The organism is Streptomyces sp. NPDC004629 (genome assembly GCF_042873595.1).
Lineage (GTDB): Bacteria > Actinomycetota > Actinomycetes > Streptomycetales > Streptomycetaceae > Streptomyces.
This window is the reverse complement of record NZ_JBIALO010000017.1, coordinates 87360-112482: the sequence shown is the minus strand read 5'-3', so window position 1 is coordinate 112482 and position 25123 is coordinate 87360. Positions and strand designations below refer to the sequence as shown.

Genomic DNA, 25123 nt, shown 5'->3' with positions numbered 1-25123 from the left:
AGGCACATCGGTCAGGGCGGGTACGTCGGTCGCGCCGGGTACTTCGGTCGGGGGCAGGCACGTCGGTCACGCCGGGTACATCGGTCGGGGGCAGGCACGTCGGTCACGCCGGGTACATCGGTCGCGCCAGGCACATCGGTCACGCCGGGTACATCGGTCGCGCCAGGCACATCGGTCACGCCGGGTACATCGGTCGCGCCGGGTACATCGGTCGCGCCAGGCACATCGGTCACGCCGGGTACATCGGTCGCGCCAGGCACATCGGTCACGCCGGGTACATCGGTCGCGCCAGGCACATCGGTCACGCCGGGCACGTCGGTCGGGGCAGGCACATCGGTCAGGGCGGGTACGTCGGTCGGGGCAGGCACGTCGGTCACGCCGGGTACATCGGTCGGGGCAGGCACGTCGGTCACGCCGGGTACATCGGTCGGGGCAGGCACGTCGGTCACGCCGGGTACATCGGTCGGGGGCAGGCACGTCGGTCACGCCGGGTACATCGGTCGGGGCAGGCACGTCGGTCACGCCGGGTACATCGGTCGGGGCAGGCACGTCAGTCAGGGCGGGTACATCGGTCGGGGCGGGACGCTTTGCCCGGCTCAGCCGCGCGCGGCGTCGCCGCGTACGTCCAGTGTCTCCAGTACCAGCCGGGCCGTCTCGGTGGGCGTGCCGCCGACCCGGACGCCGGCCGCCTCAAGGGCCTCCCGCTTGGCGCGGGCGGTGCCCGAGGAGCCGGAGACGATCGCGCCCGCGTGGCCCATGGTGCGGCCCTCGGGGGCGGTGAACCCGGCGACGTAGCCGACGACGGGTTTGGTGACGTGTGCGCGGATGTACGCGGCGGCGCGTTCCTCCGCGTCGCCGCCGATCTCGCCGATGAGGACGATCAGCTCGGTGTCGGGGTCGACCTGGAAGGCGGCGAGGCAGTCGATGTGGCTGGTGCCGACGACGGGGTCGCCGCCGATGCCGACGCAGGTGGAGAAGCCGATGTCGCGCAGCTCGTACATGAGCTGGTAGGTGAGGGTGCCGGACTTGGAGACCAGTCCGATGCGGCCGGGTTTGGTGATGTCGGCGGGGATGATCCCGGCGTTGGACTGGCCGGGGGTGATCAGGCCCGGACAGTTGGGGCCGATGATCCGGGTGCCCTTCGCGCGGGCGTGGGTGGTGAAGGCGACGGAGTCGTGGACGGGGATGCCCTCGGTGATGACGACGGCGAGTCCGATGCCGGCGTCGGCGGCCTCCAGCACGGCGGTCCGGGCGAAGGCGGGCGGTACGAAGACGACGGTGACGTCGGCGCCGGTCGCCTCGATGCCCTCGCGGACCGTGCCGAAGACGGGGACGGCCCGGTCGGCGAAGTCGACGCTCCGTCCCGCCTTGCGCGGGTTGACGCCGCCGACGACGTCGGTGCCCGCCGCGAGCATGCGGCGGGTGTGCTTCATGCCCTCGCCGCCGGTCATGCCCTGGACGAGGACCTTGCTCTCCTTGGTGAGGTAGATGGCCATGGCGTCCCTGTCTCCTCAGGCAGCGGCGGCGAGCCGGGCGGCATGGGCGGCGGCGCCGTCCATGGTGGTGGCCTGCTGGACCAGCGGGTGTGCGCGCTCGTCGAGGATCGCCCGGCCGCGGGCGGCGTTGTTGCCGTCGAGGCGGACGACCAGCGGTCTGGTCAGCCGGACGGTGTCGAGGGCCTGGACGATGCCGTCGGCGACCGCGTCGCAGGCGGTGATCCCGCCGAAGACGTTGACGAGGACGGACCTGACGGCCGTGTCGGACAGGATGACCGACAGGCCGTCCGCCATGACCTGCGCGGAGGCCCCGCCGCCGATGTCGAGGAAGTTCGCGGGGCGGGCGCCGCAGCCCGCGACCACGTCGAGGGTGGACATGACGAGTCCGGCGCCGTTGCCGATGATGCCGACCTCGCCGTCGAGCTTGACGTAGGTGAGGCCGCGGGCGGCGGCCACGGCCTCCAGCGGGTCGTGGTGATCGGCCTCCTTCGCGCCCCAACGGGCTTGCCGGAAACGGGCGTTGTCGTCAAGGGTGACCTTGCCGTCGAGGGCGAGGATCTGGCCTTGCCGGGTACGTACGAGCGGATTGACCTCGACGAGCAGGGCGTCCTCGCGGACCAGCACCTCCCACAGCCGGACGAGGACGTCCACGGTCCGCGGCGGCAGCCCGGCCGCCGCGGCGATCCCGGCGGCCTTCGCCGAGGTGACGCCCTCGGCCGGGTCGACGGGGATACGGGCGACGGCCTCGGGCCGGCTCGCGGCCACCTCCTCGATCTCCATGCCGCCCTCGGCCGAGGCGATGGCGAGGAAGCCGCCGGCCGCGCGGTCGAGCACGTAGGAGACGTAGAACTCGGCCTCGATGTCTACGGGTTGGGCCAGCATCACGGTGCCGACGGGGTGGCCCTTGATGCGCATGCCGAGGATTTGACGTGCGGTCAGTTCGGCGGCGGCCGGGTCGGCGGCGAGCTTGACGCCGCCCGCCTTGCCCCGGCCGCCGGTCTTCACCTGCGCCTTCACCACGACCCTGCCGCCGAGCCTGCGGGCGATCTCGCGGGCCCCCTTGGGCGAGTCGGTGATCTCGGCCCTCGGCACCACGATGCCATGTTCCTCGAAGAGTTCCCTTGCCTGGTGTTCGTACAGGTCCATCACCGGCTCCTGTCTGAAAGTGCCGCACGCCCCCTGGACACCACCCATCGGATGCGGGATAACAACTTCATACAGTATTCGTCGACTGTATGCAATGTACCCCAGAGCGTTCCAACCCCTACGAAGGGACAGGACTTCGCCATGCCCGACGACACCCAGGACGTGATTTCCGGTGGTCATCTCGTTGCCAAGGCGCTGAAGGCCGAGGGGGTCGACCGCATCTACACCCTGTGCGGCGGCCACATCATCGACATCTACGACGGCTGCGTCGACGAGGGCATCGAGGTCGTCGACGTACGCCACGAGCAGGTCGCCGCCCATGCCGCCGACGGCTACGCGCGCATCACCGGCAAGCCGGGCTGCGCGGTCGTCACCGCAGGACCGGGGACGACCGACGCGGTCACCGGTGTCGCCAACGCCTTCCGCGCGGAGTCCCCGATGCTGCTGATCGGCGGTCAGGGGGCCCTCACCCAGCACAAGATGGGGTCCCTGCAAGACCTGCCGCACGTCGACATGATGACGCCCATCACCAAGTTCGCGGCGACCGTGCCGGACACGGCGCGCGCGGCGGACATGGTCTCGATGGCGTTCCGCGAGTGCTACCACGGCGCCCCCGGCCCCTCCTTCCTGGAGATACCGCGCGATGTCCTCGACGCCAAGGTCCCGGCCGGCGCAGCCCGCGTGCCGACGCCGGGCCACTACCGTGCCTCGCCGCGTTCGGCCGGCGACCCCGAGGCGATCGAGAAACTCGCCGACCTGCTGGTGCACGCCGAGAAGCCCGCCATCCTGCTCGGCAGCCAGGTGTGGACGACCCGGGGCACCACGGCCGCCATCGAGCTGGTGCGCACCCTCAACATCCCGGCGTACATGAACGGCGCCGGCCGCGGCACCCTGCCGCCCGGCGACCCGCACCACTTCCAGCTGTCGCGCCGGTACGCCTTCTCGCACGCCGACGTCATCGTCATCGTGGGCACGCCCTTCGACTTCCGCATGGGCTACGGCAAGCGGCTGTCGCCGGAGGCGACCGTCGTGCAGATCGACCTCGACTACCGCACCGTCGGCAAGAACCGGGACATCGACCTCGGCATCGTCGGCGACGCCGGCCTTGTGCTGAAGTCCGTCACCGAGGCGGCCGGCGGGCGGGTCAACGGCGGTGCGTCGCGGCGCAAGGAGTGGCTCGACGAGCTGCGCGCGGCCGAGCAGACCGCGTTGGACAAGCGGCTGCCGAGCCTCAGGTCGAACGCCTCGCCGATCCATCCGTACCGGCTGGTCAGCGAGATCAACGACTTCCTCACCGAGGACTCGATCTACGTCGGCGACGGCGGCGACATCGTCACCTTCTCCGGGCAGGTCGTCCAGCCCAAGTCGCCCGGCCACTGGATGGACCCGGGCCCGCTGGGCACGCTCGGCGTCGGCGTCCCCTTCGTGCTGGCCGCCAAGCAGGCCCGCCCGGACAAGGAGGTCGTCGCCCTCTTCGGCGACGGCGCGTTCTCGCTGACCGGCTGGGACTTCGAGACCCTGGTCCGCTACGACCTGCCGTTCGTCGGCATCGTCGGCAACAACTCCTCGATGAACCAGATCCGTTACGGCCAGGCCCAGAAGTACGGCGTGGCACGCGAGCGGGTCGGCAACACCCTCGGCGATGTCGCGTACGACAAGTTCGCGCAGATGCTGGGTGGTTACGGCGAGGAGGTCCGCGACCCGGCCGACATCGGGCCCGCGCTGCGGCGCGCCCGTGAGTCAGGGCGGCCCTCGCTGATCAACGTCTGGGTCGACCCCGACGCGTACGCCCCCGGAACCATGAACCAGACCATGTACAAGTGAGGTGAAGTCCGGTGACCAGCAAGGCACTCGACGGCATCCGCGTCCTGGACATGACGCACGTGCAGTCCGGGCCCTCGGCGACCCAGCTGCTCGCCTGGCTCGGCGCCGACGTCGTCAAGCTGGAGGCGCCGACCGGTGACATCACGCGCAAGCAACTGCGCGACCTGCCCGACGTCGACTCCCTCTACTTCACGATGCTCAACTGCAACAAGCGCAGCATCACCCTGAACACCAAGACCGAGCGCGGCAAGGAACTCCTCACCGAGCTGATCCGGCGCTCCGACGTCATGGTCGAGAACTTCGGTCCTGGCGCGGTCGACCGGATGGGGTTCACCTGGGACCGCATCAAGGAGATCAACCCGCGCATCGTCTACGCCTCCATCAAGGGGTTCGGCGACGGTCCGTACACCGACTTCAAGGCGTACGAGGTCGTCGCGCAGGCCATGGGCGGCTCGATGTCGACCACCGGCTTCGACGACGGGCCGCCGCTCGCCACCGGCGCCCAGATCGGGGACTCGGGCACGGGTGTGCACACCGTGGCGGGGATCCTCGCGGCGCTGTTCCAGCGCGAGCGGACCGGGCGCGGGCAGCGGGTCAACGTCGCCATGCAGCACGCGGTGCTCAACCTGTGCCGGGTGAAGCTGCGCGACCAGCAGCGCCTTGCGCACGGCCCGCTCGCCGAGTACCCCAACGAGGACTTCGGGGACGAGGTGCCCCGCTCCGGCAACGCGTCCGGGGGCGGCCAGCCCGGCTGGGCCGTCCAGTGCGCGCCGGGCGGCCCGAACGACTATGTGTACGTGATCGTGCAGCCGGTCGGCTGGAAGCCGATCAGCGAGCTGATCGGCCGGCCCGAACTGGCCGACGACCCCGAGTGGGCGACGCCCGGGGCGCGGCTGCCCAAGCTGGGCAAGATGTTCCAGCTGATCGAGGAGTGGTCCTCGACGCTCCCCAAATGGGAGGTGCTGGAGCAGCTGAACGCCCACAACATCCCGTGCGGGCCGATCCTGTCGACGAAGGAGATCATCGAGGACGACTCGCTGATCGCCAACGAGATGGTCGTCACCGTCCCGCACCCCGAGCGCGGCGAGTTCGTCACGGTGGGCAGCCCGCTCAAGCTCTCCGACTCCCCCGTCGAGGTATCCGCCTCACCCCTGCTCGGCGAGCACAACGCCGAGGTGTACGTAGGCGAACTGGGCCTCGGTGACGAGGAGTTGCGCCTGCTCAAGTCGAACGGAGTGATCTGACGTGATGGCCGAGGACCGGGTGCTGAGGGTGCGGGCACTGCTCGACGCGGTGCGCGCCGAGGGTCGCAGCGCGCTGACCGCCCCGGAGGGCAAGGTCATCGCCGACGCGTACGGCATCGCCGTACCGGGCGAGGAACTGGCGACGGACGTGGACGAGGCGGTCGCGCACGCGGCGCGTTTCGGCGGGCCCGTCGTGCTGAAGATCGTCTCGCCCGACATCCTGCACAAGACCGACGCCGGCGGGGTGATCGTCGGCGTCGAGGGCGCGGCGGACGTACGGGCCGCCTTCCTCCGGATCGTGGCGAACGCGCGCGCCTACGACGCCGCGGCCCGTATCGAGGGCGTGCAGATCCAGGAGCTGCTGCCCCAGGGGCAGGAGGTCATCGTCGGCGCGGTCACCGATCCGACGTTCGGCAAGGTGGTGGCCTTCGGGCTCGGCGGTGTGCTGGTCGAGGTGCTCAAGGACGTGACGTTCCGGCTCGCGCCGGTGGACGCCGACGAGGCGCTGTCCATGCTGGACTCGATCCGCTCGGCGGAGATCCTGCGCGGGGTGCGCGGGCGGGCGGGCGTGGACCGGTGGGCGATCGCCGAGCAGATCCGCCGGGTCTCCCAACTGGTCGCGGACTTCCCGGAGATCGCCGAAGTGGACCTCAACCCGGTGATCGCCACACCGGAGGCCGCGGTCGCCGCCGACATCCGGGTGATCCTCGCCGGGAAGCAGCCGCCCCCGCGCCGGACGTACACGCGTGAGGAGATCCTCACCTCCATGCGGCGGCTGATGCAGCCGTCGTCGGTCGCCGTGATCGGCGCCTCCAACGAGCAGGGCAAGATCGGCAATTCGGTCATGCGCAACCTCGTCGACGGCGGCTTCGCCGGGGACATCCACCCGGTGAACCCCAAGGCCGATGACATTCTGGGCCGCAAGGCGTACAAGAGTGTCACGGACGTTCCCGGTGAGGTGGATGTGGCGGTCTTCGCGATCCCCGCCGCGTTCGTGGCCGCGGCCCTCGAAGAGGTGGGGCAGAAGAAGATCCCCAACGCGGTACTGATCCCCTCCGGGTTCGCGGAGACCGGCGAGCACGCGTTGCAGGACCGGATCGTGGCGATCGCGGAGCGGTACGGCATCCGGCTGCTCGGACCGAACATCTACGGCTACTACTCCCCGTGGCAGGACCTGTGCGCCACGTTCTGCACGCCCTACGACGTCAAGGGCCCGGTGGCGCTGACCTCGCAGTCCGGCGGCATCGGAATGGCCGTCCTGGGCTTCGCGCGCACCACCGGGACGGGTGTGTCGGCGATCGTCGGCCTCGGCAACAAGTCGGACCTGGACGAGGACGACCTGCTGACCTGGTTCGGTGAGGACCCGCACACCGAGTGCATCGCGATGCACCTGGAGGACCTCAAGGACGGGCGGGCGTTCGTCGAGGCGGCGCGCGCCACGGTGCCGAAGAAGCCCGTCGTGGTCCTCAAGGCGGGCCGTACGGCGGCCGGCGCGAAGGCGGCCGGTTCGCACACCGGGGCGCTCGCGGGCGACGACGCCGTGTACGACGACATCCTCCGCCAGGCCGGGGTCATCCGGGCGCCGGGCCTGAACGACATGCTGGAGTACGCGCGCGCGTTGCCGGTGCTCCCCACCCCCCGGGGCGACAACGTGGTGATCATCACCGGGGCGGGCGGCAGCGGTGTGCTGCTCTCGGACGCGGTGACGGACAACGGCCTGTCCCTGATGGAGATCCCGCCGGACCTGGACGAGGCCTTCCGGGCGTTCATCCCGCCCTTCGGGGCCGCGGGCAACCCGGTCGACATCACCGGGGGCGAGCCGCCGTCGACGTACGAAGCGACGATCCGGCTCGGCCTTGAGGACCCGCGCATCCACGCCCTGGTCCTCGGCTACTGGCACACGATCGTCACGCCTCCCATGGTGTTCGCCGAGCTGACCGCACGGGTGGTCGCCGAGTTCCGGGCGCGTGGCATCGAGAAGCCCGTCGTCGCGTCGCTCGCGGGTGACGTCGAGGTCGAGGACGCCTGCCAGTACCTGTACGAGCGCGGGGTGGTGGCCTACCCGTACACCACGGAGAAGCCGGTCGCCGTGCTCGGCGCCAAGTACCGGTGGGCCCGTGCAGCAGGTTTGTTGGGGGGCGGTTCATGAGGTGAGTGACGAAGGGGCCGGCCGGCGGTGCGCGTCGGCCGGCCCCGGGACCCGAGCGCGCACGAAACGCATTGGACAGGGGGCGCTGGCCAAGAGCTTTCGACGCAAGGGGTGCTGAACAGATGACAACCACCGACTACTCCGCGTCCGTCCCGTACCGGGAAGTGACGGACCGCAACGGCCGCATGTACCGGATCGGCGAGTTGGACGTCGGCATCATGGGCCGGCCACGCAAGTGGATGGTCATCCTGCCCTGGGTGGGCATGATGGGCATCAGTTCCGCGGAATACGCGTTCACCTCCGCGGAGGACACGCTGCACGCGGCACATCTGTGGAGCAGCGGACACATCTTCTGGCTGATGGGCGTCTGGGTGTTCTTCCAGGCGGCCGTGGCCTTCCCGGCCGGGCAGCTGCGGGAGAGCGGACGGCTCCCCGCCCGCACGGCCATGCTGATCGGCGCCGTGGGCACGCTGCTGGGCTATCTGGCGCTGGCGTTCGCACTACGGGCTGGTGTACAGCGGCAAGCTGATCAGCGGCCTGTTCGGGGGCGGGCTCGGTTCGATGGTGGTCGGCGCCTGGGGCTACAACGGGGCGTACGCGCTGGCCGGCGGCGTGTCGATGGCCGCGGCGTGCATCGCCCTGCTGCTCAGGCAACCGGGCCACACCCCCCACCCCACCCCCACCCCCTGACCCACAACGAGCGGGCCCTCCCCAGCCCATGGGGAGGGCCCGCTCGGGTTTATGTGGTGGGGTTACCTGCGGCGCAGGGACGCCAGGTTGCGGTAGCCGGTGCGGGCGTGGGTCAGGGACTGGGCCGGGTCGGTGGCGCTGGGCGCATTGTCCTGTTCGACCATCGGGTTGTGGTAGTTGCGCTGGCCGACGCGGGAGAAGAACGTCGTGTAGTCGATGACGCCGGTGCCGAACGGGACCATGTCGTAGCCCTGTCCGTTGGTGGTGTTGACGACGCCGTCCTTCGCGTGGAACAGCGGGTAGCGCTTGTTGTGGCAGGCGACCAGGCCCGCCGGGTCGAAGATCTGCTCCCGGGTGGAGCCGTCGGGAGCGGTGTAGCTGCGGAACTTGTACTGGGCCACGTGCGCCCAGTAGATGTCCATCTCCAGCCACACCAGCTTGGGGTCGGTGACGGACAGGAAGTACTCCAGCTTGCGGATGCCGGAGCTGCGGGTCGGGCGGCCCTGGGCGTCCAGCGGACCGCGGTCGAGCAGGAAGCCGTATGCGGCGTCGTGGTTGTGCGTGTACAGCTTGATCCCGGCGCGGCGGGCGATCGCGCCGAGGGCGTTCCACTTGTCCGCGGCCACGTCCCAGTCGGCCTTGTAGGAGCTGCCGGTGGGGTCGCCGCCGGTGCCCATGTGGTCCATGCCGAGGATGTTCGCGATCTCCAGGTGCTTCTTGAAGGTGTCCAGGTCGGCGGTGGTCAGCGGCCAGGAGGGCGGGATGAAGCCGTGGTTGCCCTGGGCCCGCAGCCCGAACTCGTCCAGCCAGCGGCGCAGCAGCCGGGCGCCCTGGACGCTCTCCAGGCTCGCCCCGCCGGGCGCGTTGGTGTGCTGGCCGTATCCGGCGAACTCGACCTGCCGGTAGCCGAACCGGGCGAGCTGCTCGAACACGGCCCGGAACCCGGAGGGCAGGCTGGTGGAGAGCGGGTCGCGGCCGGTCGCGTCGCGGACGGTGTACAGGATGATGCCCCGCTTGTCGGCGGGAACGAGCAGCTGCCCTCTGCCGCCCTTCCCGGACGCGGGGACGGCCGGCGCGGCCTGGACGGGTGCCGCGCCGAACACGGGAGCGGCGACCGCGCCCGCCGCGACGGCGGTGCAGGTGCTCAGGAAGCCGCGTCGGCCGATGCCGAGGGCGCGGCGCAGGGGTTCGTCGGTGCCGGTGACGGTGGTGTCGATGTCGTTCACGGGTGCCTCTCTCTGGACTGGTGGTCCGATAGGCCCGCCAGGGCGAGCAGCAGGGACTTCACGTCGGTGGCCGCGATGCGGTCGCCGACGGCGCGGGGGGTGGAGCACAGCAGGAGCGGACCGTCGTCGTCGCTCGCGGGTAGGCGGCCGTGGCTGCCGCGGATGGGTGAGGCGTCGAGGGGCACGACCGCCATGCGGTAGCGCATGCCGAGCTTCTTGCGGGCGAGCGCGGTGGCGGCCTTGACCTTGACATAGGGGTCGAGCGGGTCCATGAACAGCTCGACCGGGTCGTACCCGGGTTTGCGGTGGATCTCGACGAGCTGCGCGAAGTCGGGGGCGCGGTCGTCGTCGAGCCAGTAGTAGTACGTGAACCAGGCGTCCGGCTCGGCGACGGCGACCAGCTCGCCGGCCCGCGGATGGTCCAGGTGGTGGGCCTTCTTGCCCTGCTCGTCGAGGAGTTGGTCGATGCCGTCCAGTCCGTCGAGCGCGGCCCGGGTGGCGTCCAGATCCTCGGGACGGCGCACATACACATGGGCGATCTGGTGGTCGGCGACCGCGAAGGCGCGGGAGGCCATCGGGTCGAGGTATTCCATCCCGTCCTGGGTGTGCACCTCCAGCAGCCCGGCCCGGCGCAGCGCCCGGTTGATGTGCACGGGGCGGTCGGCGCGGGTGATGCCGTACTCGGAGAGGGCCACGACGGTGCGGCCCTCGGCGCGGGCGTCGTCCAGCAGCGGGGCGACGGCGGTGTCCAGGTCGGCGGCGGCCCGGTGGGAGCGCGGGTCGTCGGGGCCGTAGCGCTGCAGGTCGTAGTCGAGGTGCGGGAGGTAGCAGAGCGTCAGGTCGGGGTTGCGGGTGCGCAGGACGTGCCGGGTCGCGTCGATGATCCACTGGCTGGAGACCAGGTCGGCGCCCGGGCCCCAGAAGTGGAAGAGGGGGAACGTGCCGAACTTCTCGGTGAGTTCGTCGTGCAGCGCCGGGGGCCGGGTGTAGCAGTCGGGTTCCTTGCGTCCGTCGGCGTAGTAGACGGGCCGCGGGGTGACGGTGATGTCGGTGTCGGCGCCCATGGCGTACCACCAGCAGATGTTGGCGACCGTGTAGCCGGGGTGGACGCGGCGGGCGGCGTCCCACAGTTTCTCCCCGGCGACCAGGCCGTTGTGCTGGCGCCACAGCAGGACGTCGCCGAGTTCGCGGAAGTACCAGCCGTTGCCGACGATGCCGTGTTCGGACGGCATGGTGCCGGTCAGGAACGTGGACTGGGCGGCGCAGGTGACGGCGGGCAGGACGGTGCCGAGCGTGGCCCGGGAGCCGGTTCGGCCGAGCCGCTTGAGGTGCGGCATATGGTCGAGGAGCCGGGGGGTGAGGCCGACGACGTCGAGGACGAGCAGCGGGGTGGGTCCCGCGGCGGCGGGCGCGGCGCTCATGGCAGCTCCTTCAGGCCGAGGTCGGTCAGCAGGTCGCGGGCCAGGGTGAGTTCTGCGGCGATGCCGTCGGCGAGCCGGCCCCGGTCGCGGGGCCGTAGGTCCGGCGGGAGTGCCTGCCAGGTATAGGTCTCGACCTCCAGGTGGTGGGTGAGCGGGTGCGGGCCGCCGACGAGCCGGGTCAGGGCCGTGCGCAGCACGGGGAGTGTGGCGGTCAGGGGTGCGGCGGGTGCCGCGTGCAGCGGGACGTGGAAGTGGGACCGCCAGGGCGCGGTGTCGGGCAGCGCGTCGCCGTGCACCGCCTCGGCGAGGTCGTCGGTGCCGCTCAGCCCGGTGTCGGTGAGGGTGCGGGTCTGGTGCAGGAAACGGGGTTCGGCGAAGGCGGCAAGGGCCTCGCGGACCTCGGGGCGCCGCGGCTCGGCGGCGTGCAGGGCGGCGGACAACTGGGACTTGACGATGCGGACGCCGGCCCCCGTGAGCGCGTCCAGGGCGGTGTCCGGGTCCTCGAAGGAGGTGGCGAGGTGGCAGGTGTCGACGCAGACACCGATGCGGTCGTGGGCAAGCGCGGTGAGCGGGCCGATGGCGTCGGCGGTGGTCTCGACGACGCAGCCGGGCTCCGGCTCCAGGCCGACGCGGACGGAGCGGCCGGTCAACTCCCGCAGGGCGTCGAGGCGTTCGGCGAGGGTGCGCAGCGCGGTGCGGGCGGTCTCGGCGCGCTCGTCGTCCCAGCGGGTGCGCCAGGCCAGCGGCAGCGTGGACACGCTGCCTTCGGTGACGTCGTCGGGGAGCAGCCCGGCAAGCACCCGGGCCAGCGACGTGGTGTGCTCCAGGCGTTCGGGGTCGGCCCAGTCCGGTCGGTAGACGCGGTACTTGACCTCCTCGGCGCCGAAGCCCTCGTAGGGAAAGCCGTTGAGGGTGACGACCTCCAGGCCGCGCCGGTCCAGTTCGGAGCGCAGGGTGCGCAGGGCAGCCGGGTCGGTGACGAGGGCGTGGGCCGCGTCCTTGGCGAGCCACAGGCCGATGCCGAGCCGGTCCCGGCCCAGTCTGCGGCGTACGGGTTCGCAGTGGTCGCGGAGTTGGGCGAGGACGCCGTCAAGGGTCTCGGCGGGGTGCACGTTGGTGCAGTAGGCGAGGTGGACGGTGGTGCCGTCGGGGTGCCTGAAGCGCATCGCTCACTCACCGCCGCGCAGGATGCTGCTGCCCTCGTGGGTGGCGCCGGTCTCCGGGACGTCCAGGGCGAGCCGGCCGCTGAGCCCGTAGAAGGCGACCGGGTTGCGCCACAGGACCCGGTCGACGTCGTCCTCGGTGAAGCCGTCGGCGAGCATCAGGTCGGCCACCTTGCGGGTCTTGAGCGGGTCGCTTCTGCCCCAGTCGGCGGCGGAGTTCACCAGCACCCGGTCGGGCCCGTAGGCGCGCAGGATCGCGACCATCCGGGCCTCGTCCATCTTGGTGTCCGGGTAGACGGAGAAGCCGAGCCAGCAGCCGCTGTCCTTGGCCTCCTTGACGGTGGTCTCGTTGAGGTGGTCGACCAGGACGCGGTCCAGGGGCAGTGCGGACTCGCGGACCACGTCGAGGGTGCGGCGCAGCCCGGACAGCTTGTCGCGGTGCGGGGTGTGCACGAGCGCGGGCAGCGCGTGGTCGGCGGCGAGCTGCAACTGGGCGGCCAGCGCGGTGTCCTCGGCCGGGGTCATCGAGTCGTAGCCGATCTCGCCGACGGCCACCACCCGGTCCTTGACGAGGTACCGGGGCAGTTCGTCCAGGACGGGCGCGCACCGCGGGTCGTTCGCCTCCTTGGGGTTGAGGGCGAGCGTGCAGTGGTGGGCGATGCCGTACTGGGCGGCGCGGAAGGGTTCCCAGCCGAGGAGCGAGTCGAAGTAGTCGAGGAAGGAGGCGGGCGAGGTGCGGGGCTGGCCGAGCCAGAAGGCGGGCTCCACGACGGCGCGGACGCCTGCGGCGTGCATGGCCTCGTAGTCGTCGGTGGTCCGCGAGGTCATGTGGATGTGGGGGTCGAAGATGCGCATCAGGACTCCTTGCCGTGGGGGTCGTCCGTGGTGTGCGGCAGTGTCGCGGCCCCGGTCAGGGTCAGCACCCGGTACAGGTCGTCGGGCACGCGGCGGTCGGCGGCGGTGCGCTCGGCGGCGTAGTCGTCGAGCATGCGGGCGAGTTCCGCGTCGCCGTGGGCGCGCCGTGGAAGGTCGGCCACCGCGTCCACGGGCACGCCGGTGAACAGGCACTTGAGGACGGCGTGCCGCCAGGCGTGGGCGTCCAGGTGGCGGGCGGCGTACGGGCCCACGGCGGCGGCCAGGAGCCGGGTGTCGTTGGTGCGCAGCGCGTCCTCCACGAGCGGGAGCGCGCCGGCGTCCGCGACGAGGTGGGGCAGGGCGTGCAGGACCGCGCGGCGTTCGTCGGCGGTGCCCTGCCGGTAGACGCGGGTCAGGGCGTCGGTGTCGGCGCGGGCCGCGTGCAGCACGAGGACGCGGGCGGCGTCGGCATGGGCGGGGCCGCAGCGCCGGCCGGCCTCCGCGAGGCGCAACTCCCAGGCGGAGATGGGGCCGTGGCCGCCGGGGTGGGCGGCCGCCTCGGCGAGGGCGTGGTCCAGCCAGGTACGGGCGGCGGCGTCGAGCCGGGCGTGCAGCCTGGTGCGCAGGTCGTCCGGTGGGGTGTGGGCGGGGCCGGCCACCGGGGTGTCGGGTGCGGGGTGCCGGTGGGTCATACGGTGCTCCCTTCGGGGGTGGCGGGGGGCTCGCCTGGGGCCCGGACGGGGTGCGGGGTGCCCGGTGCCGCGGAGCCGGCGGCGGTGGCCGCGGCGCGCAGGAACGGCAGGGCGAGGGCGGCCTGGTGGGGTCCGGCGTGCGAGTGGCGGGGCAGTTCGACGACGGTCAGACCGCGGTAGCCGGTGGCGGCGAGGGCCGCGAGGACGGGCGGGAAGTCGATCTCGCCGTCCCCGAAGGGCAGGTGTTCGTGGACGCCGCGCCGCATGTCCTCGATCTGGACGTGGCGCAGCCAGGGGGCGGCGGCGCGTACGCAGTCGGCGGGCGGCAGCGGTTCGAGGCACTGGCAGTGGCCGATGTCGAGGGTGAGGCCGAGCGGGGCGGGGTCGCCGAGGGTGCGGCGCAGCCGGTGGAAGTCGGCGAGGGTGGCGAGCAGATGGCCGGGTTCGGGTTCGATGGCGAGCGGGACGCCCGCGGTGGCGGCGGCGTCCAGGACCGGCGTGAGACTGCCGGCGAGCCGCTGCCAGGCGGTGTCCTCGTCGGTGCCGGCCGGGGTGATCCCGCTGAAGCAGTGCACGGCGTGCGCGCCGAGGTCGGCGGCGACCCGGACGGCGCGCAGCAGCAGGTCCGTGCGGCGGGCGCGGGCCTTGGGGTCGGGGTCGAGCAGGGAGGGGCCGTGCTTGTGCCGGGGGTCGAGGACGTAGCGGGCGCCGGTCTCCACGGTGACGTCCAGGCCGAGCCGGGCCAGCCGGTGGGCGACACGACGGGTCCGGGCGCCGAGGTCCGGGCCGAGCGGGTCGAGGTGCATGTGGTCGAGGGTCAGCCCGACGCCGTCGTAGCCGAGATCGGCGAGCAGCCCGAGGGCATCGTCGAGCCGCAGATCGGTGAGACCGTTACTGCCGTACCCAAAGCGAAGCGGCGGGTCTCCGGGGGTCGGTGCGGGCGCGGTGACCGGGGCGGCGATGGTCGATGCGGGTGCCGTGGCCTGGGTGGCGGGGGTTGGTGCAGGCGCCGCGGCCTGGGTGGCGGCAGCCGGTGCAGGCACCGCGGACGGACCGCCGGCGGCCGGTGCAGGCGCCGCGGCCGGGCCGGAAGCGACCGGTGCAGGCCCGGTAGCCGGACCGCCGGCGGCCGGTACAGGCGCCGCGGCCTGGGTGGCGGCAGCCGGTGCAGGCCCGGTAGCCGGACCGCCGGCGGCCGGTACAGGCGCCGTGGGCGGGCCACCGGGGGCCGGTGCAGGCGCCGCGGCCTGGGTGGTGGGGGTTTGCTGGGAAGGCGGGGGGTGCGGGCTCATGTGACGCTCACCTTCTTTGCGAACCGGCGGGCGAGCGGCGCGAGGGCCGCGGTCAGCAGGGCGCTCGCGGGCGCACCGGCGCGGGCGCAGAGCGCGGCCTGGAGGGGGACGGTGGCGCGGATGCCGCCGCCGACGGCCCGCTGGGTGAGCTGCGGGGACGGGTTGAGTACGGCATGGAGGTAGGGCCGGCCGGCCGTGACGGCGTAGGTGGCGCCGAGGGCGGCGCGCAGTGTGTCCTCGGCGCCGCCGGCGGTGCGGCGCGGCCTCGGCGGGTAGGTCCCCGGCGGGCCGGGGGCGGCGGCGTCACCCCGGCCCGCCGGACGGCGGAGGGAGCCTGGTGATTGCTTGCCGCGGTGGGCCGTGGCGTCGACGGGAACCGGCGAGAAAGCGGACGCGGACGCGGTCTGGCCGGTCCGTGGCCGGGTCAGCGCCAGCGTGAGGGCGCCGGTGGTGGCCAGCGCGGCCAGGGGGGCGAGGGCCGAGCCGCCGGTCGTCTCGCGCCGGGACACCGCCGTGACCGCAAGGGTGTGGGAGCCGAGCAGCGCGGCGGAGGGCAGCGCGCCGCGGACGGCGCCCGGGGCGGGCCGACCGGCCGCCGCCCCGAGCAGCAGGTCGAGGCCGCGGGCCGCGGCCATCGCCGCGGGGCCCGCCGGGGTGTGCTTGAGGACGAGGTCGTACGCCCAGACGGTGGCCGCGAGCGGGGCGGCGACGGCGAGCGCGGGCCGGCCGGCGCGGGCGGCCAGGGCCAGGCCCGCCGCGGTGCAGGCGCCGGCCGCGGCGAGGGCCGCGGCCGGCCGGATACGGCCGGACGGCAGCGGCCGGTGCGGGCGCTCGACGGCGTCCTCGGCGCGGTCGGCCCAGTCGTTGAGTGCCATGCCCGCCTCGTACAGGCACAGGGAGGAGCCGATGGCCAGCAGGGTGTGCCGCCCGGGGCGCGCCGACACGGCGGCGGCGCCGGCCAGCACGTCACCGGGCACGGTGAACAGGGCGGGCAACCGCAGCAACTCGGCCCAGGCCCGCGGCCGGGAACCCCGCAGGCCGGCACCGCCCCGCGGCCCGGACGGAGCGTCGGCCGCACGCCCCGCGCGGGGTTCCGCGCCGTCGCCGCTTGCGTGTGACGGGGTGCGCCGGAGCGGCCGGGCCTCGTCGCCCGACCCGGTCCGCCCCGCCGAGCCACCGGTCCGCGCCGCCGAGCCACCGGTCCGCGCCGCCGAGCCACCGGTCCGCGCCGCCGAGCCACCGGTCCGCGCCGCCACGACGGACCGACGCAGCGACGCCATACCCCTCAGCATCCGCGCACCTCCGCCGGTCCCTCGGCCGCCCCGGGCGCCCCGTCCCGCAGTCGCTCCGCGAAGCGGCCGAGGGCCGTGTGCTGGTCGGCCAGGGACGACGGGGCATCGCCCAGGGGGTCCTTGAAGTAGAAGGCGAGATCGGTCAGGGGGCCGGTGTGTCCGCACTCGTGGGCGCGTGCGGTCAGCCGGGCCAGGTCGAGGACGAGCGGCGCGGCCAGCGCGGAGTCGCAGCCCTGCCAGATGGTCTGCAGGACCATGCGGGTGCCGAGGAAGCCGTCGAAGGCGACGTGGTCCCAGGCGGTCTTCCAGTCGCCGAGGGCGGGCACGTCGTCGATGTGCACCTCGCCCTGTGGTGTGCCGCCCAGCGTGTCGGCGAGGACCCGTTCCTTGCCGGCGTTCTTGGCTGCGGCCGCCGCCGGGTCGGCGAGGGCGGCGCCGTCGCCGCCGCCCAGCAGGTTCGTGCCCGACCAGGCGCGGACCGCCAGCGCCCGCTGCGCGAACATCGGGCCGAGCACCGAACGGAGCAGGGTCTGCCCGGTCTTGCCGTCGCGGCCCGCGTACGGCAGGCCGCTGTTCGCCGCCGCCGCGGCCAGCGCCGGGTGGTGCAGACCGGTCGACGGGGTGAAGTTCACGTACGGGCAGCCGGCCCGCAGGGCCGCCGCCGCGTACAGCGAGCTGGGCGGCAGGGCGTCACCGGTGGCGGTGGGTTCGGTGGATGCCACGTTCACGACGACGGCGCGGTCGAGTCCGCCCCGCCGTACGAAGTCGGAGATGTCCGCGGCGAAGCCGGCGATCACCTCGTCGGGGTCCCGGGTGTCTGCCGGGGCCGGGCCGCCGGGCCTGATCTCGGCGTCGGCCGCTTCGAGTTCGCCCGCGACCGCGGCGGGCAGGCCGTGCGACAGGACGCCGCCCGCCGCCAGTTGCTCGGCCCGCTTGGGCAGGGGGCAGTCGACCGTGTCGTGCCCGCCGAAGACGAGCGAGGCGAGGGGCGGCAGCCCGCAGTCGGCGAACAGGGCTGTCTCGGTGACCATTCCGGTGGGCGGGTGCAGGCCGGCCGCCACGGCGGCGCAGCCCGCGACCACGGTGGTGGCGACGGAACCCCGGGCGCCGATCAGCCACACTCCCACGCGGTTTCGGGAAAGGGACGCGGACATGGGCAGCCTCCTTGTCGTGCGCGAACCCCGGCTAAGACGGGACGAAGACGGCGGGCGGGGGTCCGGCGTCCCCCGCCCGCCGCCGCTCACCTGCCCTTGACGGGCAGTTCCTTGATCCGGATGTCGCGGAAGGACACCTGGTCGTCGGCTCCGTGGTTCTGGATGCCGACATGTCCGTCGCGCAGGCTCCGGGCCGGATCGGTGTTGGTGAAATCGTTGATCTTCACGCCGTTGAGCCAGATGCGGAGGCGCTCGCCCTCCACCCGGATCTCGTACGTGTTCCACTCCCCCGGCGGATTCAGCGCGCGGTCGCGCTTGTCCAGGTCGGCGGAGTGGAAGCCGTAGACGGACCCGGTGGTCTTCTCGGGCGCGTCCGTGGCGTCGATCTGGATCTCGTAACCGTTGTTCACGGCCGACCACGGGTCGTCGGAGGGCGGGAAGCCCACGAACACACCCGAGTTGTCGTCGCCGTCCATCTTCCAGTCGAGCTTCAGGGAGTACGCCCCGAAGCTCTGGTCGGCGTACCAGAGCATCCCCATGCCGCCCGTCGAGGTCAGTGTGCCGTCCTCGGACAGGGTGAAGGAGCCCGGGCCCGCCTGGCGCCAGCCGTCCAGGGAGGTGCCGTCGAACAGCGGCCGGTAGCCGTTCTCCGGGCGGCAGTCGGCCTGGGCGTCGCCGATGGCCCAGCGGATGCCGCCCAGCAGGTGCTGCCGGAAGGCGGGTTCGGCGTAGGACTCCTTGGTGTGGCCGGCGCCGGTGTAGAAGGCCCGGCCGCCCCGGTAGTCCTGGCACCAGGCGATCGGATGGTCGCCGTTCATGGTGCCGCCGGTGTACGACGACTCGTCGAGCGAGGCGAGGACATGGGCCCGTTCGCGCGGGTTGGAGCGGTAGTTGTACCACTCGTCCGTGCGGTCCCAGGTCCGCGCCAGGTCCGAGGTCGCCGGGTGGGCGCGGTCCTCCACGTCCACCGTGGCCGGCTGGATCGCCGGGTGCGACTGGAAGTAGGCGCCGGCCAGGCCGCCGTAGAACGCCCAGTCGTACTCGGTGTCGGCGGCGGCGTGGACGCCCACATAGCCGCCGCCCTGCCGGATGTAGCCCTCGAAGGCCCGCTGCTGGGCGTTGTCGAGGACGTCTCCCGTCGTGGACAGGAACACGACCGCGCCGTAGCGCCGCAGGTTCTTCGCGGTGAAGGCGCCGGCGTCCTCCGTGGCGTCGACGGCGAATCCGCCGTCCGCGCCGAGTTCCCTGACCGCCGCGATCCCTTCGGGGATGGAGTCGTGCCGGAATCCGGCGGTCTTGGAGAAGACCAGCACCCGCTTGTCCTGTGCCGGGTGCGACGAGGCGGGTCCCGCCACGCAGCCGAGGAGGAGGGCCGCCCCGAGGACGGCGGTCGTCAGTCTGCCGGTCGAGCGCATCGCGGCCTCCGCTCAGCCCGTGGTGAAGACGAAGTCGTCGACGTCGAACAGGGCGCCGCTTCCGGTGCTCCCCTTGAAGACCAGGTAGAGCGTGGTGGTGCCCTTCGGTGTCTTCGACAGGTTGGCGGTGACGTCCTGGAAGGTCTCCCAGCCGCCGGTCACCGGCACGGTCGCCTTGCCGAGCAGCTTGCCCGTCGGGGAGCCCGTGCGGACCTCAAGGGTGCCGCCCGCGCCGCCGGAGGACACGCGTGCCGTGATCTTCTTGGCGTTGGACAGTACGTACGGTGTGAAGGAGATCCAGTCGCCGTTGTCGATGTCCCCGACCGTCTTGCCGCCGTGGGCCTCGGCCTTGGTGATCACCGAGACGCCGGAGGAGTCGCCGAAGTGCTCGGCCTGCCGGTGCCGGGGCTGCAGGACGTTGCGGTCGTGCGAGGTGAGCGCGGCCTGGCCGCCGCCTCCGTTGTCGGTGTACTGGGCGTCGAACACGCCGAAGATGTTGGCGTTCTCGTCGTGGCCGCCGTCCGCGCTGGTCTGGATGGTGCCGGAGCAGCCGTTGGCGGAGGTCAGCGGGTGGCCGTGAGTGTCGTGGCCGAGGATGAAGTTGACCGTGACCTTGGAGCAGTCGATGTTCCTGCCGTCCTCGGGGTCGGTGACCTTCACCTTGAACGGGACGGCGTCACCGAAGCTGAACAGCTGGCCGTCCTTGGGGAGTTGGAGGGTGATGGTGGGCGCGGTGTTGCCGACGACGATCTGGACGCTCGCGCTGCCGGTGCGTCCGCCCGGGTCCTTGGCGGTCACCGTGGCCGTGTAGGTGCCGTTCTTCTTGTAGGTGTGGCTCGGGCTCGCTCCGGTCGCGGTGGCGCCGTCGCCGAAGTCCCAGCTGTAGGTGAGCGCGTCGCCGTCCTGGTCACTGCTGCCGGCCGAGGAGAACGTCACCTTCAGCGGTGCCTGTCCCGAGGTGCGGTTCGCCGCCGCCTGGGCCACCGGCGAGTGGCCGTCGGTCGCGTTCTCGATGCGGAACAGGCCGGAGTTGTCGTCACCGCCGAACCAGGAGGTGCCGTAGTCGAGGACGTACAGCGCCCCGTCGGGTCCGAAGGCCATGTCCATCACCTGGGTGCCGGTCCAGGGCACGGGGTTGATGGACTGTACGGCGCCGTCCGCGTCGCTGGCGATGCGCTTGATCCAGCGGCGGCCGAACTCACCGGCGAAGAAGTTGCCGTCGTAGGCCTCCGGGAACTTCACGGGCGAGTCGAGCGCGGGGTCGTAGTGGTAGACCGGTCCGCCCATGGGGGATTCGGATCCGTCGCCGAACTCGGGCACGGACGGGCCGTCGTACGGGATCCAGGCGGGCTGGGCCGGCGGCAGGTCGGTCAGGCCGGTGTTGTGCGGCGAGGTGTTCTTCGGTGCGGCGCAGTCGAAGGCGGCGCCGGACGTCTTGGTGGCGAAGTCGTAGTCCTTGTACGCCTGGTTGTCGCCGATGCACAGCGGCCAGCCGTAGTTGCCGGGGCCGGTGACCCGGTCGAACTCGACCTGCCCGGAGGGGCCGCGGTCGGGGTTGGCGGAGCCGGCGTCGGGCCCGTAGTCACCGACGTAGAGGATGCCGGTTTCCTTGTCGACGCTGAAGCGGAACGGGTTGCGGAAGCCCATCGCGTAGATCTCGGGCCGCGTCTTGGGCGTGCCGGGCGCGAAGAGGTTGCCGTCGGGGACGGAGTACGAGCCGTCGGCGTTCACCTTGATGCGCAGGATCTTGCCGCGCAGGTCGTTGGTGTTGCCGGCGGAACGGCGGGCGTCGAAGGCGGGGTTGCGGTCCGGGCGTTCGTCGATGGGCGCGAAACCGTCCGACTGGAACGGGTTGGAGTCGTCACCGGTCGACAGGTAGAGATTGCCGTCCTTGTCGAAGTCGATGTCCCCGCCGACGTGGCAGCACAGGCCGCGGGAGGCCTGGACGTCGAGGATCTGCTTCTCGCTGGCCTTGTCGAGCGTGCCGTCCGGGTTCAGGACGAACCGGGAGAGCCGGTTGACGCCGTCGAAGGGGGCGAAGTCGGCGGCCGTGCCGGTCTCCGGGGCGTCGCCCGCGGGGGTGTTGAGCGGGGGCGCGTAGTAAAGGTAGATGAAACGGTTGTCGCTGAAGCCGGGGTCGACGCCGACGCCCTGCAGGCCCTCCTCGTCGTGCGAGTAGACATCGAGCTTGCCGGCGACCTTGGTGTTGCCGGCGGCGTCGGTGACGCGCAGCGTGCCGTCGCGCGAGGTGTGCAGCACGGAGCGGTCCGGCAGCACGGCGAGCGACATCGGCTCGCCGACCTCCGCCGCCCCCTTGGCGAGGGTGACCTGCTGGAAGTCCTCGGCCGCCGCGGCTGCCGGGTCGGCGACGGCTGCGCCGGCCTGCGGGGCGGTGAGACTCAGGGTGGCGCCCGCGAGCAGCGCCCCGCTGAGCAGGGCCACCGCCTTGCGGAATGGGCGTTGTCTGTTGGTCTCGTTTCTGCGGGTGCTGGTGGTGCGGTGGTTCCCGTGCACGAATGCCTCCAGAAAGGGGCTGGTTGTACGGGGCGGGTGCGGTACGCCGGGATGCGCCGTCATCCCGGAAGAACGGAGAAGCGGTGGATGGTGGGCCGGGGGCGAAGATCAGCCCCCGCCCCCAAGGGGCGCGGGGAACTGCGCGACCAGCCGCAACGACGCCGCAGACGACCGACGACACAACTCGGCCGGTGCAGCGCAGCGCTATTTACCGAACGCCGCGTCGAAGGAGGCCGTAGGCGGTTCGAAGTCGAACGCCTTGAGGCGGGTCAGCGCCTCCGGGGCGCCCTGGAGCCGGTCCATGCCGGCGTCCTCCCACTCCACGGAGACGGGCCCCTGGTAGTCGATGGACCGCAGCATCCGGAAGACGTCCTCCCAGGGGACGTCGCCGTGCCCGGCGGACACGAAGTCCCAGCCGCGGCGCGGGTCGCCCCAGGGCAGATGGGAGCCGAGGCGGCCGTTGCGGCCGTCGAGGCGCTTGCGGGCCTCCTTGCAGTCGACGTGGTAGATCCGGTCCCGGAAGTCCCACAGGAAGCCGACCGGGTCGAGGTCCTGCCAGACGAAGTGGGAGGGGTCGAAGTTGAGGCCGAAGGCGGGCCGGTTGTCGACGGCGGCCAGGGCGCGCTGGGTGGTCCAGTAGTCGTAGGCGATCTCGCTGGGATGGACCTCGTGCGCGAAGCGCACGCCCTCCGCGTCGAAGACGTCCAGGACGGGGTTCCAGCGGTCGGCGAAGTCCTGGTAGCCGCGGTCGATCATCGCCTCGGGCGCGGGCGGGAACATGGCGACCAGGTGCCAGATGGCGGAGCCGGTGAAGCCGATGACGGTGTCGACGCCGAAGGCCGCCGCGGCGCGCGCGGTGTCGGCGATCTCGGCGGCGGCCCGCCGGCGTACGCCCTCCGCCTCGCCGTCGCCCCAGATCCGGGCGGGCAGGATCGCCTCGTGCCGCTCGTCGATGATGGCGTCGCAGACGGCCTGTCCGACCAGGTGGTTGGAGATGGCCCAGCACTTGAGGCCGTACTTGTCGAGGAGTTGGTGCCGTGACTTCACGTAGGTGGGGTCGGCGAGGGCCTTGTCGACCTCGAAGTGGTCGCCCCAGCAGGCGAGTTCGAGTCCGTCGTAGCCGAAGTCGCGGGCGAGGCGGCAGACCTCCTCCAGGGGAAGGTCGGCCCACTGACCGGTGAAGAGCGTGAAACTGCGCGGCATTGGCGGGGCCTCCTCAGGCCGCGATGGGCGTGTAGACGGAGTTCTTCTCGGCGCTCTCCTCCACCGCGGCGAGCACGCGCTGGACCTGTAGTCCGTCGGCGAAGGAGGGTTCGGGGGCGCTGCCCTCGGCGATGGCGAGCAGCAGGTCGCGGGCCTGGTGGACGAAGGTGTGCTCGTAGCCGAGGCCGTGGCCCGGGGGCCACCAGCCCTCCAGGTAGGGGTGGTCGGGTTCGGTGACCAGGATGCGGCGGAAACCGGCGTGCGTCCCGGGTTCGGTGCCGTCGTGGTACGACAGCTCGTTCAGCCGCTCCAGGTCGAAGGCGAGCGAGCCGCGCTCGCCGTTGAGTTCGATGCGCAGCGCGTTCTTGCGTCCGGTCGCGTAGCGGGTGGCCTCGAAGGAGGCCAGCGCGCCGGAGGCGAAGCGGCCGGTGAACAGAGCGGCGTCGTCGACGGTGACCTCTCCGGTGCCGGCGGCCGACACCGCGGCCAGGCCGCTGCTCGGGCCGCCGGGCAGCGGCCGCTGCCGTACGAAGGTCTCGGTGAGCGCGGAGACCCCGGTCAGCCGTTCGCCCGCCAGGTACTGGGCGAGGTCGACGATGTGCGCGCCGAGGTCGCCGAGCGAGCCGGATCCCGCCTGTTCCTTGCGCAGCCGCCAGGTGAGCGGGAACTCCGGGTCGACCAGCCAGTCCTGGAGGTAGCTGACCCGGACGTGCCGCAGGGTGCCGATCCGGCCGTCGGCGACCATGCGCCGGGCGAGCGCCGTGGCGGGCAGCCGCCGGTAGTTGAAGCCGACCATCGCCACCTGGCCGCGGGCCTTGGCCTCTTCGGCCGCGCGGGTCATCGCGGTGGCCTCCTCGACGGTGTTGGCGAGGGGCTTCTCGCACAGCACGTGCTTGCCGGCGGCCAGGGCGGCGAGGGCGATCTCGGCGTGGCTGTCCCCGGGCGTGCAGATGTCGACGAGGTCCACGTCGTCCCGGGCGATCAGCGCACGCCAGTCGGTCTCGGCCGCCGCCCAGCCGTGCCGGTCCGCCGCCGCCCGGACCGCGGCGCCGTCCCGCCCGCAGATCGCGGCCAGGACCGGCCGTCGGGGCAGGTCGAAGACCCGGCCCACGGTGCGCCAGCCCTGGGAGTGGGCGGCGCCCATGAAGGCGTATCCGACCATGCCGACGCGGATCGGTGGCTGTGCTGCCTCCGGCCCGTCCGTCTGCTGCGGCTGTCCCATACGGAAGTCCTCCTGGTCCTCGTCGTGTCTGGCGCCGCGGTGGCGCCGTGGGGGGTGCGGGGCGCAGCCGGTCAGCGGAAGCCCGTGGACATGTACTGGTCGATGTTGTCCTTGTCGACGACGGCCGAGTACAGCGTGATCGACGACGGGATCTCGTACTCGGCGAGACCGCCGATGCCCTTGCTCTGGCCGAGGGCGCGCGCCAGGTCGATCGCCGAGGCGGCCATGGTCGGCGGGTAGAGCACGGTCGCCTTCAGCACGCCGTTGTCCTGCTTGATCGCCTGGAAGGCGGAGAGCGCTCCGGCCCCGCCGACCATCAGGAACTCGTCGCGTCCGGCCTGCTCGATGGCGCGCAGCGCGCCCACGCCCTGGTCGTCGTCGTGGTTCCAGACGGCGTCGATCTTCGACTGGGCCTGGAGCAGCTGGGACATCTTGGCCTGTCCCGACTCGACGGTGAAGTCGGCTGCCTGGCGGGCGACCTTCTTGATGTTCGGGTAGTTCTTGAGCGCGTCGTCGAAGCCCTGGGTGCGCTGCTTGGTCAGCTCCAGGTTGTCGATGCCGGCCAGTTCCACGACGCGGGCGTCCGCCTTGCCCTTCAGCTTCTCGCCGATGTAGCTGCCCGCGTTGAAGCCCATGCCGTAGTTGTCGCCGCCGATCCAGCAGCGGTAGGCCTGCGGGGTGTTGAAGATCCGGTCCAGGTTGATCACCGGGATGCCGGCGCGCATCGCCTTCAGGCCGACCTGGGTGAGGGCCTTGCCGTCGGCGGGCAGGATCACCAGTACGTCGACTTTCTTGTTGATCAGGGTCTCGATCTGGCCGATCTGCGCGGCGGTGTCGTTGGAGCCCTCGGTGATCTCCAGGGTGACGTCCGAGTACTTCTTCGCGCGGCTCTTGGCGTTCTCGTTGATCGCGTTGAGCCAGCCGTGGTCGGCCTGGGGTCCGGCGAATCCGATGGTGACCTGCTTGCCGGGCTCGTCGGCGGCGGCCGGCTGGTCGTTCGCGGCGGGCTTCTCATCGTTGCCCGCGTCGCTCTCGTTGCTCGTGCAAGCGGTGAGCAGGGCGCCGGCGGAGACCGCGGCGGTCCCGAAGAGCAGTCCTCTGCGGCTGGTGAGCTGTGACATGGCG

Annotated in this window: 20 protein-coding genes and 1 pseudogene; 5 read left to right on the top strand and 16 right to left on the bottom strand. The window is 72.2% G+C overall.

Annotated features, from left to right (window positions below; all coding sequences use genetic code 11):
- Positions 1 to 11: 11 nt before the first annotated feature.
- The 3 genes from ACFYTE_RS25535 to sucC all read right to left on the bottom strand — a co-directional run bounded on the left by ACFYTE_RS25535 (position 12) and on the right by sucC (position 2642).
- The gene (locus tag ACFYTE_RS25535) at positions 12 to 449 is read right to left on the bottom strand and encodes a hypothetical protein (RefSeq protein WP_388714701.1); all 438 of its coding nucleotides are present in this window, start codon (positions 447 to 449) and stop codon (positions 12 to 14) included.
- A gap of 147 nt (positions 450 to 596) precedes the next feature.
- On the bottom strand, positions 597 to 1496 hold the full coding sequence (gene sucD / locus ACFYTE_RS25530; RefSeq protein ID WP_388714698.1) for a succinate--CoA ligase subunit alpha: 900 nt from the start codon (positions 1494 to 1496) through the stop codon (positions 597 to 599).
- 15 nt (positions 1497 to 1511) lie between these two features.
- Complete coding sequence (gene sucC, locus ACFYTE_RS25525; protein WP_388714695.1) at positions 1512 to 2642, bottom strand: ADP-forming succinate--CoA ligase subunit beta; 1131 nt, start codon at positions 2640 to 2642, stop codon at positions 1512 to 1514.
- A gap of 141 nt (positions 2643 to 2783) precedes the next feature.
- Between sucC and ACFYTE_RS25520 the strand changes: the two genes are divergently transcribed.
- The 5 genes and pseudogenes from ACFYTE_RS25520 to ACFYTE_RS25500 all read left to right on the top strand — a co-directional run bounded on the left by ACFYTE_RS25520 (position 2784) and on the right by ACFYTE_RS25500 (position 8549).
- Positions 2784 to 4466, top strand: coding sequence for a thiamine pyrophosphate-binding protein (locus ACFYTE_RS25520; RefSeq protein ID WP_388714692.1), 1683 nt, complete (start codon positions 2784 to 2786; stop codon positions 4464 to 4466).
- 11 nt (positions 4467 to 4477) lie between these two features.
- Positions 4478 to 5710 (top strand): formyl-CoA transferase, encoded by a 1233-nt coding sequence (gene frc, locus ACFYTE_RS25515; protein WP_388714689.1) that lies wholly within the window; start codon positions 4478 to 4480, stop codon positions 5708 to 5710.
- A 4-nt stretch (positions 5711 to 5714) separates the two neighbouring features.
- Complete coding sequence (locus ACFYTE_RS25510) at positions 5715 to 7859, top strand: acetate--CoA ligase family protein (protein ID WP_388714686.1); 2145 nt, start codon at positions 5715 to 5717, stop codon at positions 7857 to 7859.
- Positions 7860 to 7981: 122 nt separating this feature from the next.
- Positions 7982 to 8359: pseudogene (locus ACFYTE_RS25505) on the top strand (MFS transporter); the annotation flags it as partial.
- A gap of 10 nt (positions 8360 to 8369) precedes the next feature.
- On the top strand, positions 8370 to 8549 hold the full coding sequence (locus ACFYTE_RS25500; protein WP_388714683.1) for a hypothetical protein: 180 nt from the start codon (positions 8370 to 8372) through the stop codon (positions 8547 to 8549).
- A 62-nt stretch (positions 8550 to 8611) separates the two neighbouring features.
- Here ACFYTE_RS25500 and ACFYTE_RS25495 read toward each other — a convergent pair whose 3' ends face one another.
- From ACFYTE_RS25495 to ACFYTE_RS25435, 13 genes are all read right to left on the bottom strand, one after another.
- Entirely contained in the window at positions 8612 to 9775 is a 1164-nt protein-coding gene (locus ACFYTE_RS25495; protein WP_388714680.1) for a sugar phosphate isomerase/epimerase family protein, read from the bottom strand.
- Positions 9772 to 11196 carry an alkaline phosphatase family protein gene (locus ACFYTE_RS25490; protein WP_388714677.1) on the bottom strand — a complete coding sequence of 475 codons (1425 nt, stop codon included), beginning with the start codon at positions 11194 to 11196 and terminating at the stop codon, positions 9772 to 9774. The genes ACFYTE_RS25495 and ACFYTE_RS25490 overlap by 4 nt, the downstream gene beginning before the upstream one ends.
- Positions 11193 to 12362: a metabolite traffic protein EboE gene (eboE, locus tag ACFYTE_RS25485; protein WP_388714674.1), complete on the bottom strand. Its 1170-nt coding sequence runs from the start codon at positions 12360 to 12362 to the stop codon at positions 11193 to 11195. The genes ACFYTE_RS25490 and eboE overlap by 4 nt, the downstream gene beginning before the upstream one ends.
- A 3-nt stretch (positions 12363 to 12365) precedes the next feature.
- Complete coding sequence (locus ACFYTE_RS25480; RefSeq protein ID WP_388714671.1) at positions 12366 to 13214, bottom strand: TatD family hydrolase; 849 nt, start codon at positions 13212 to 13214, stop codon at positions 12366 to 12368.
- A complete protein-coding gene (locus ACFYTE_RS25475; RefSeq protein ID WP_388714668.1) occupies positions 13214 to 13906 on the bottom strand; it encodes an EboA domain-containing protein in 693 nt (230 codons plus the stop codon). The genes ACFYTE_RS25480 and ACFYTE_RS25475 overlap by 1 nt, the downstream gene beginning before the upstream one ends.
- Entirely contained in the window at positions 13903 to 14868 is a 966-nt protein-coding gene (locus ACFYTE_RS25470) for a sugar phosphate isomerase/epimerase family protein (protein WP_388714891.1), read from the bottom strand. Before ACFYTE_RS25470 ends, ACFYTE_RS25475 begins: the two co-directional genes overlap by 4 nt.
- Before the next feature lie 326 nt (positions 14869 to 15194).
- The gene (locus ACFYTE_RS25465) at positions 15195 to 16478 is read right to left on the bottom strand and encodes an SCO3242 family prenyltransferase (protein ID WP_388714665.1); all 1284 of its coding nucleotides are present in this window, start codon (positions 16476 to 16478) and stop codon (positions 15195 to 15197) included.
- A gap of 5 nt (positions 16479 to 16483) precedes the next feature.
- Positions 16484 to 17644, bottom strand: a complete 1161-nt coding sequence (locus ACFYTE_RS25460; protein WP_388714662.1) for an inositol-3-phosphate synthase — start codon at positions 17642 to 17644, stop codon at positions 16484 to 16486.
- 86 nt (positions 17645 to 17730) lie between these two features.
- On the bottom strand, positions 17731 to 19059 hold the full coding sequence (locus ACFYTE_RS25455; RefSeq protein ID WP_388714659.1) for a ThuA domain-containing protein: 1329 nt from the start codon (positions 19057 to 19059) through the stop codon (positions 17731 to 17733).
- Positions 19060 to 19071: 12 nt separating this feature from the next.
- The gene (locus ACFYTE_RS25450; RefSeq protein WP_388714656.1) at positions 19072 to 21573 is read right to left on the bottom strand and encodes a PQQ-dependent sugar dehydrogenase; all 2502 of its coding nucleotides are present in this window, start codon (positions 21571 to 21573) and stop codon (positions 19072 to 19074) included.
- A gap of 204 nt (positions 21574 to 21777) precedes the next feature.
- Positions 21778 to 22776 (bottom strand): sugar phosphate isomerase/epimerase family protein, encoded by a 999-nt coding sequence (locus ACFYTE_RS25445; RefSeq protein ID WP_388714653.1) that lies wholly within the window; start codon positions 22774 to 22776, stop codon positions 21778 to 21780.
- A 13-nt stretch (positions 22777 to 22789) separates the two neighbouring features.
- Positions 22790 to 23998, bottom strand: a complete 1209-nt coding sequence (locus tag ACFYTE_RS25440) for a Gfo/Idh/MocA family protein (RefSeq protein WP_388714650.1) — start codon at positions 23996 to 23998, stop codon at positions 22790 to 22792.
- A 71-nt stretch (positions 23999 to 24069) separates the two neighbouring features.
- Complete coding sequence (locus ACFYTE_RS25435; protein ID WP_388714647.1) at positions 24070 to 25119, bottom strand: substrate-binding domain-containing protein; 1050 nt, start codon at positions 25117 to 25119, stop codon at positions 24070 to 24072.
- Positions 25120 to 25123 lie beyond the last annotated feature (4 nt).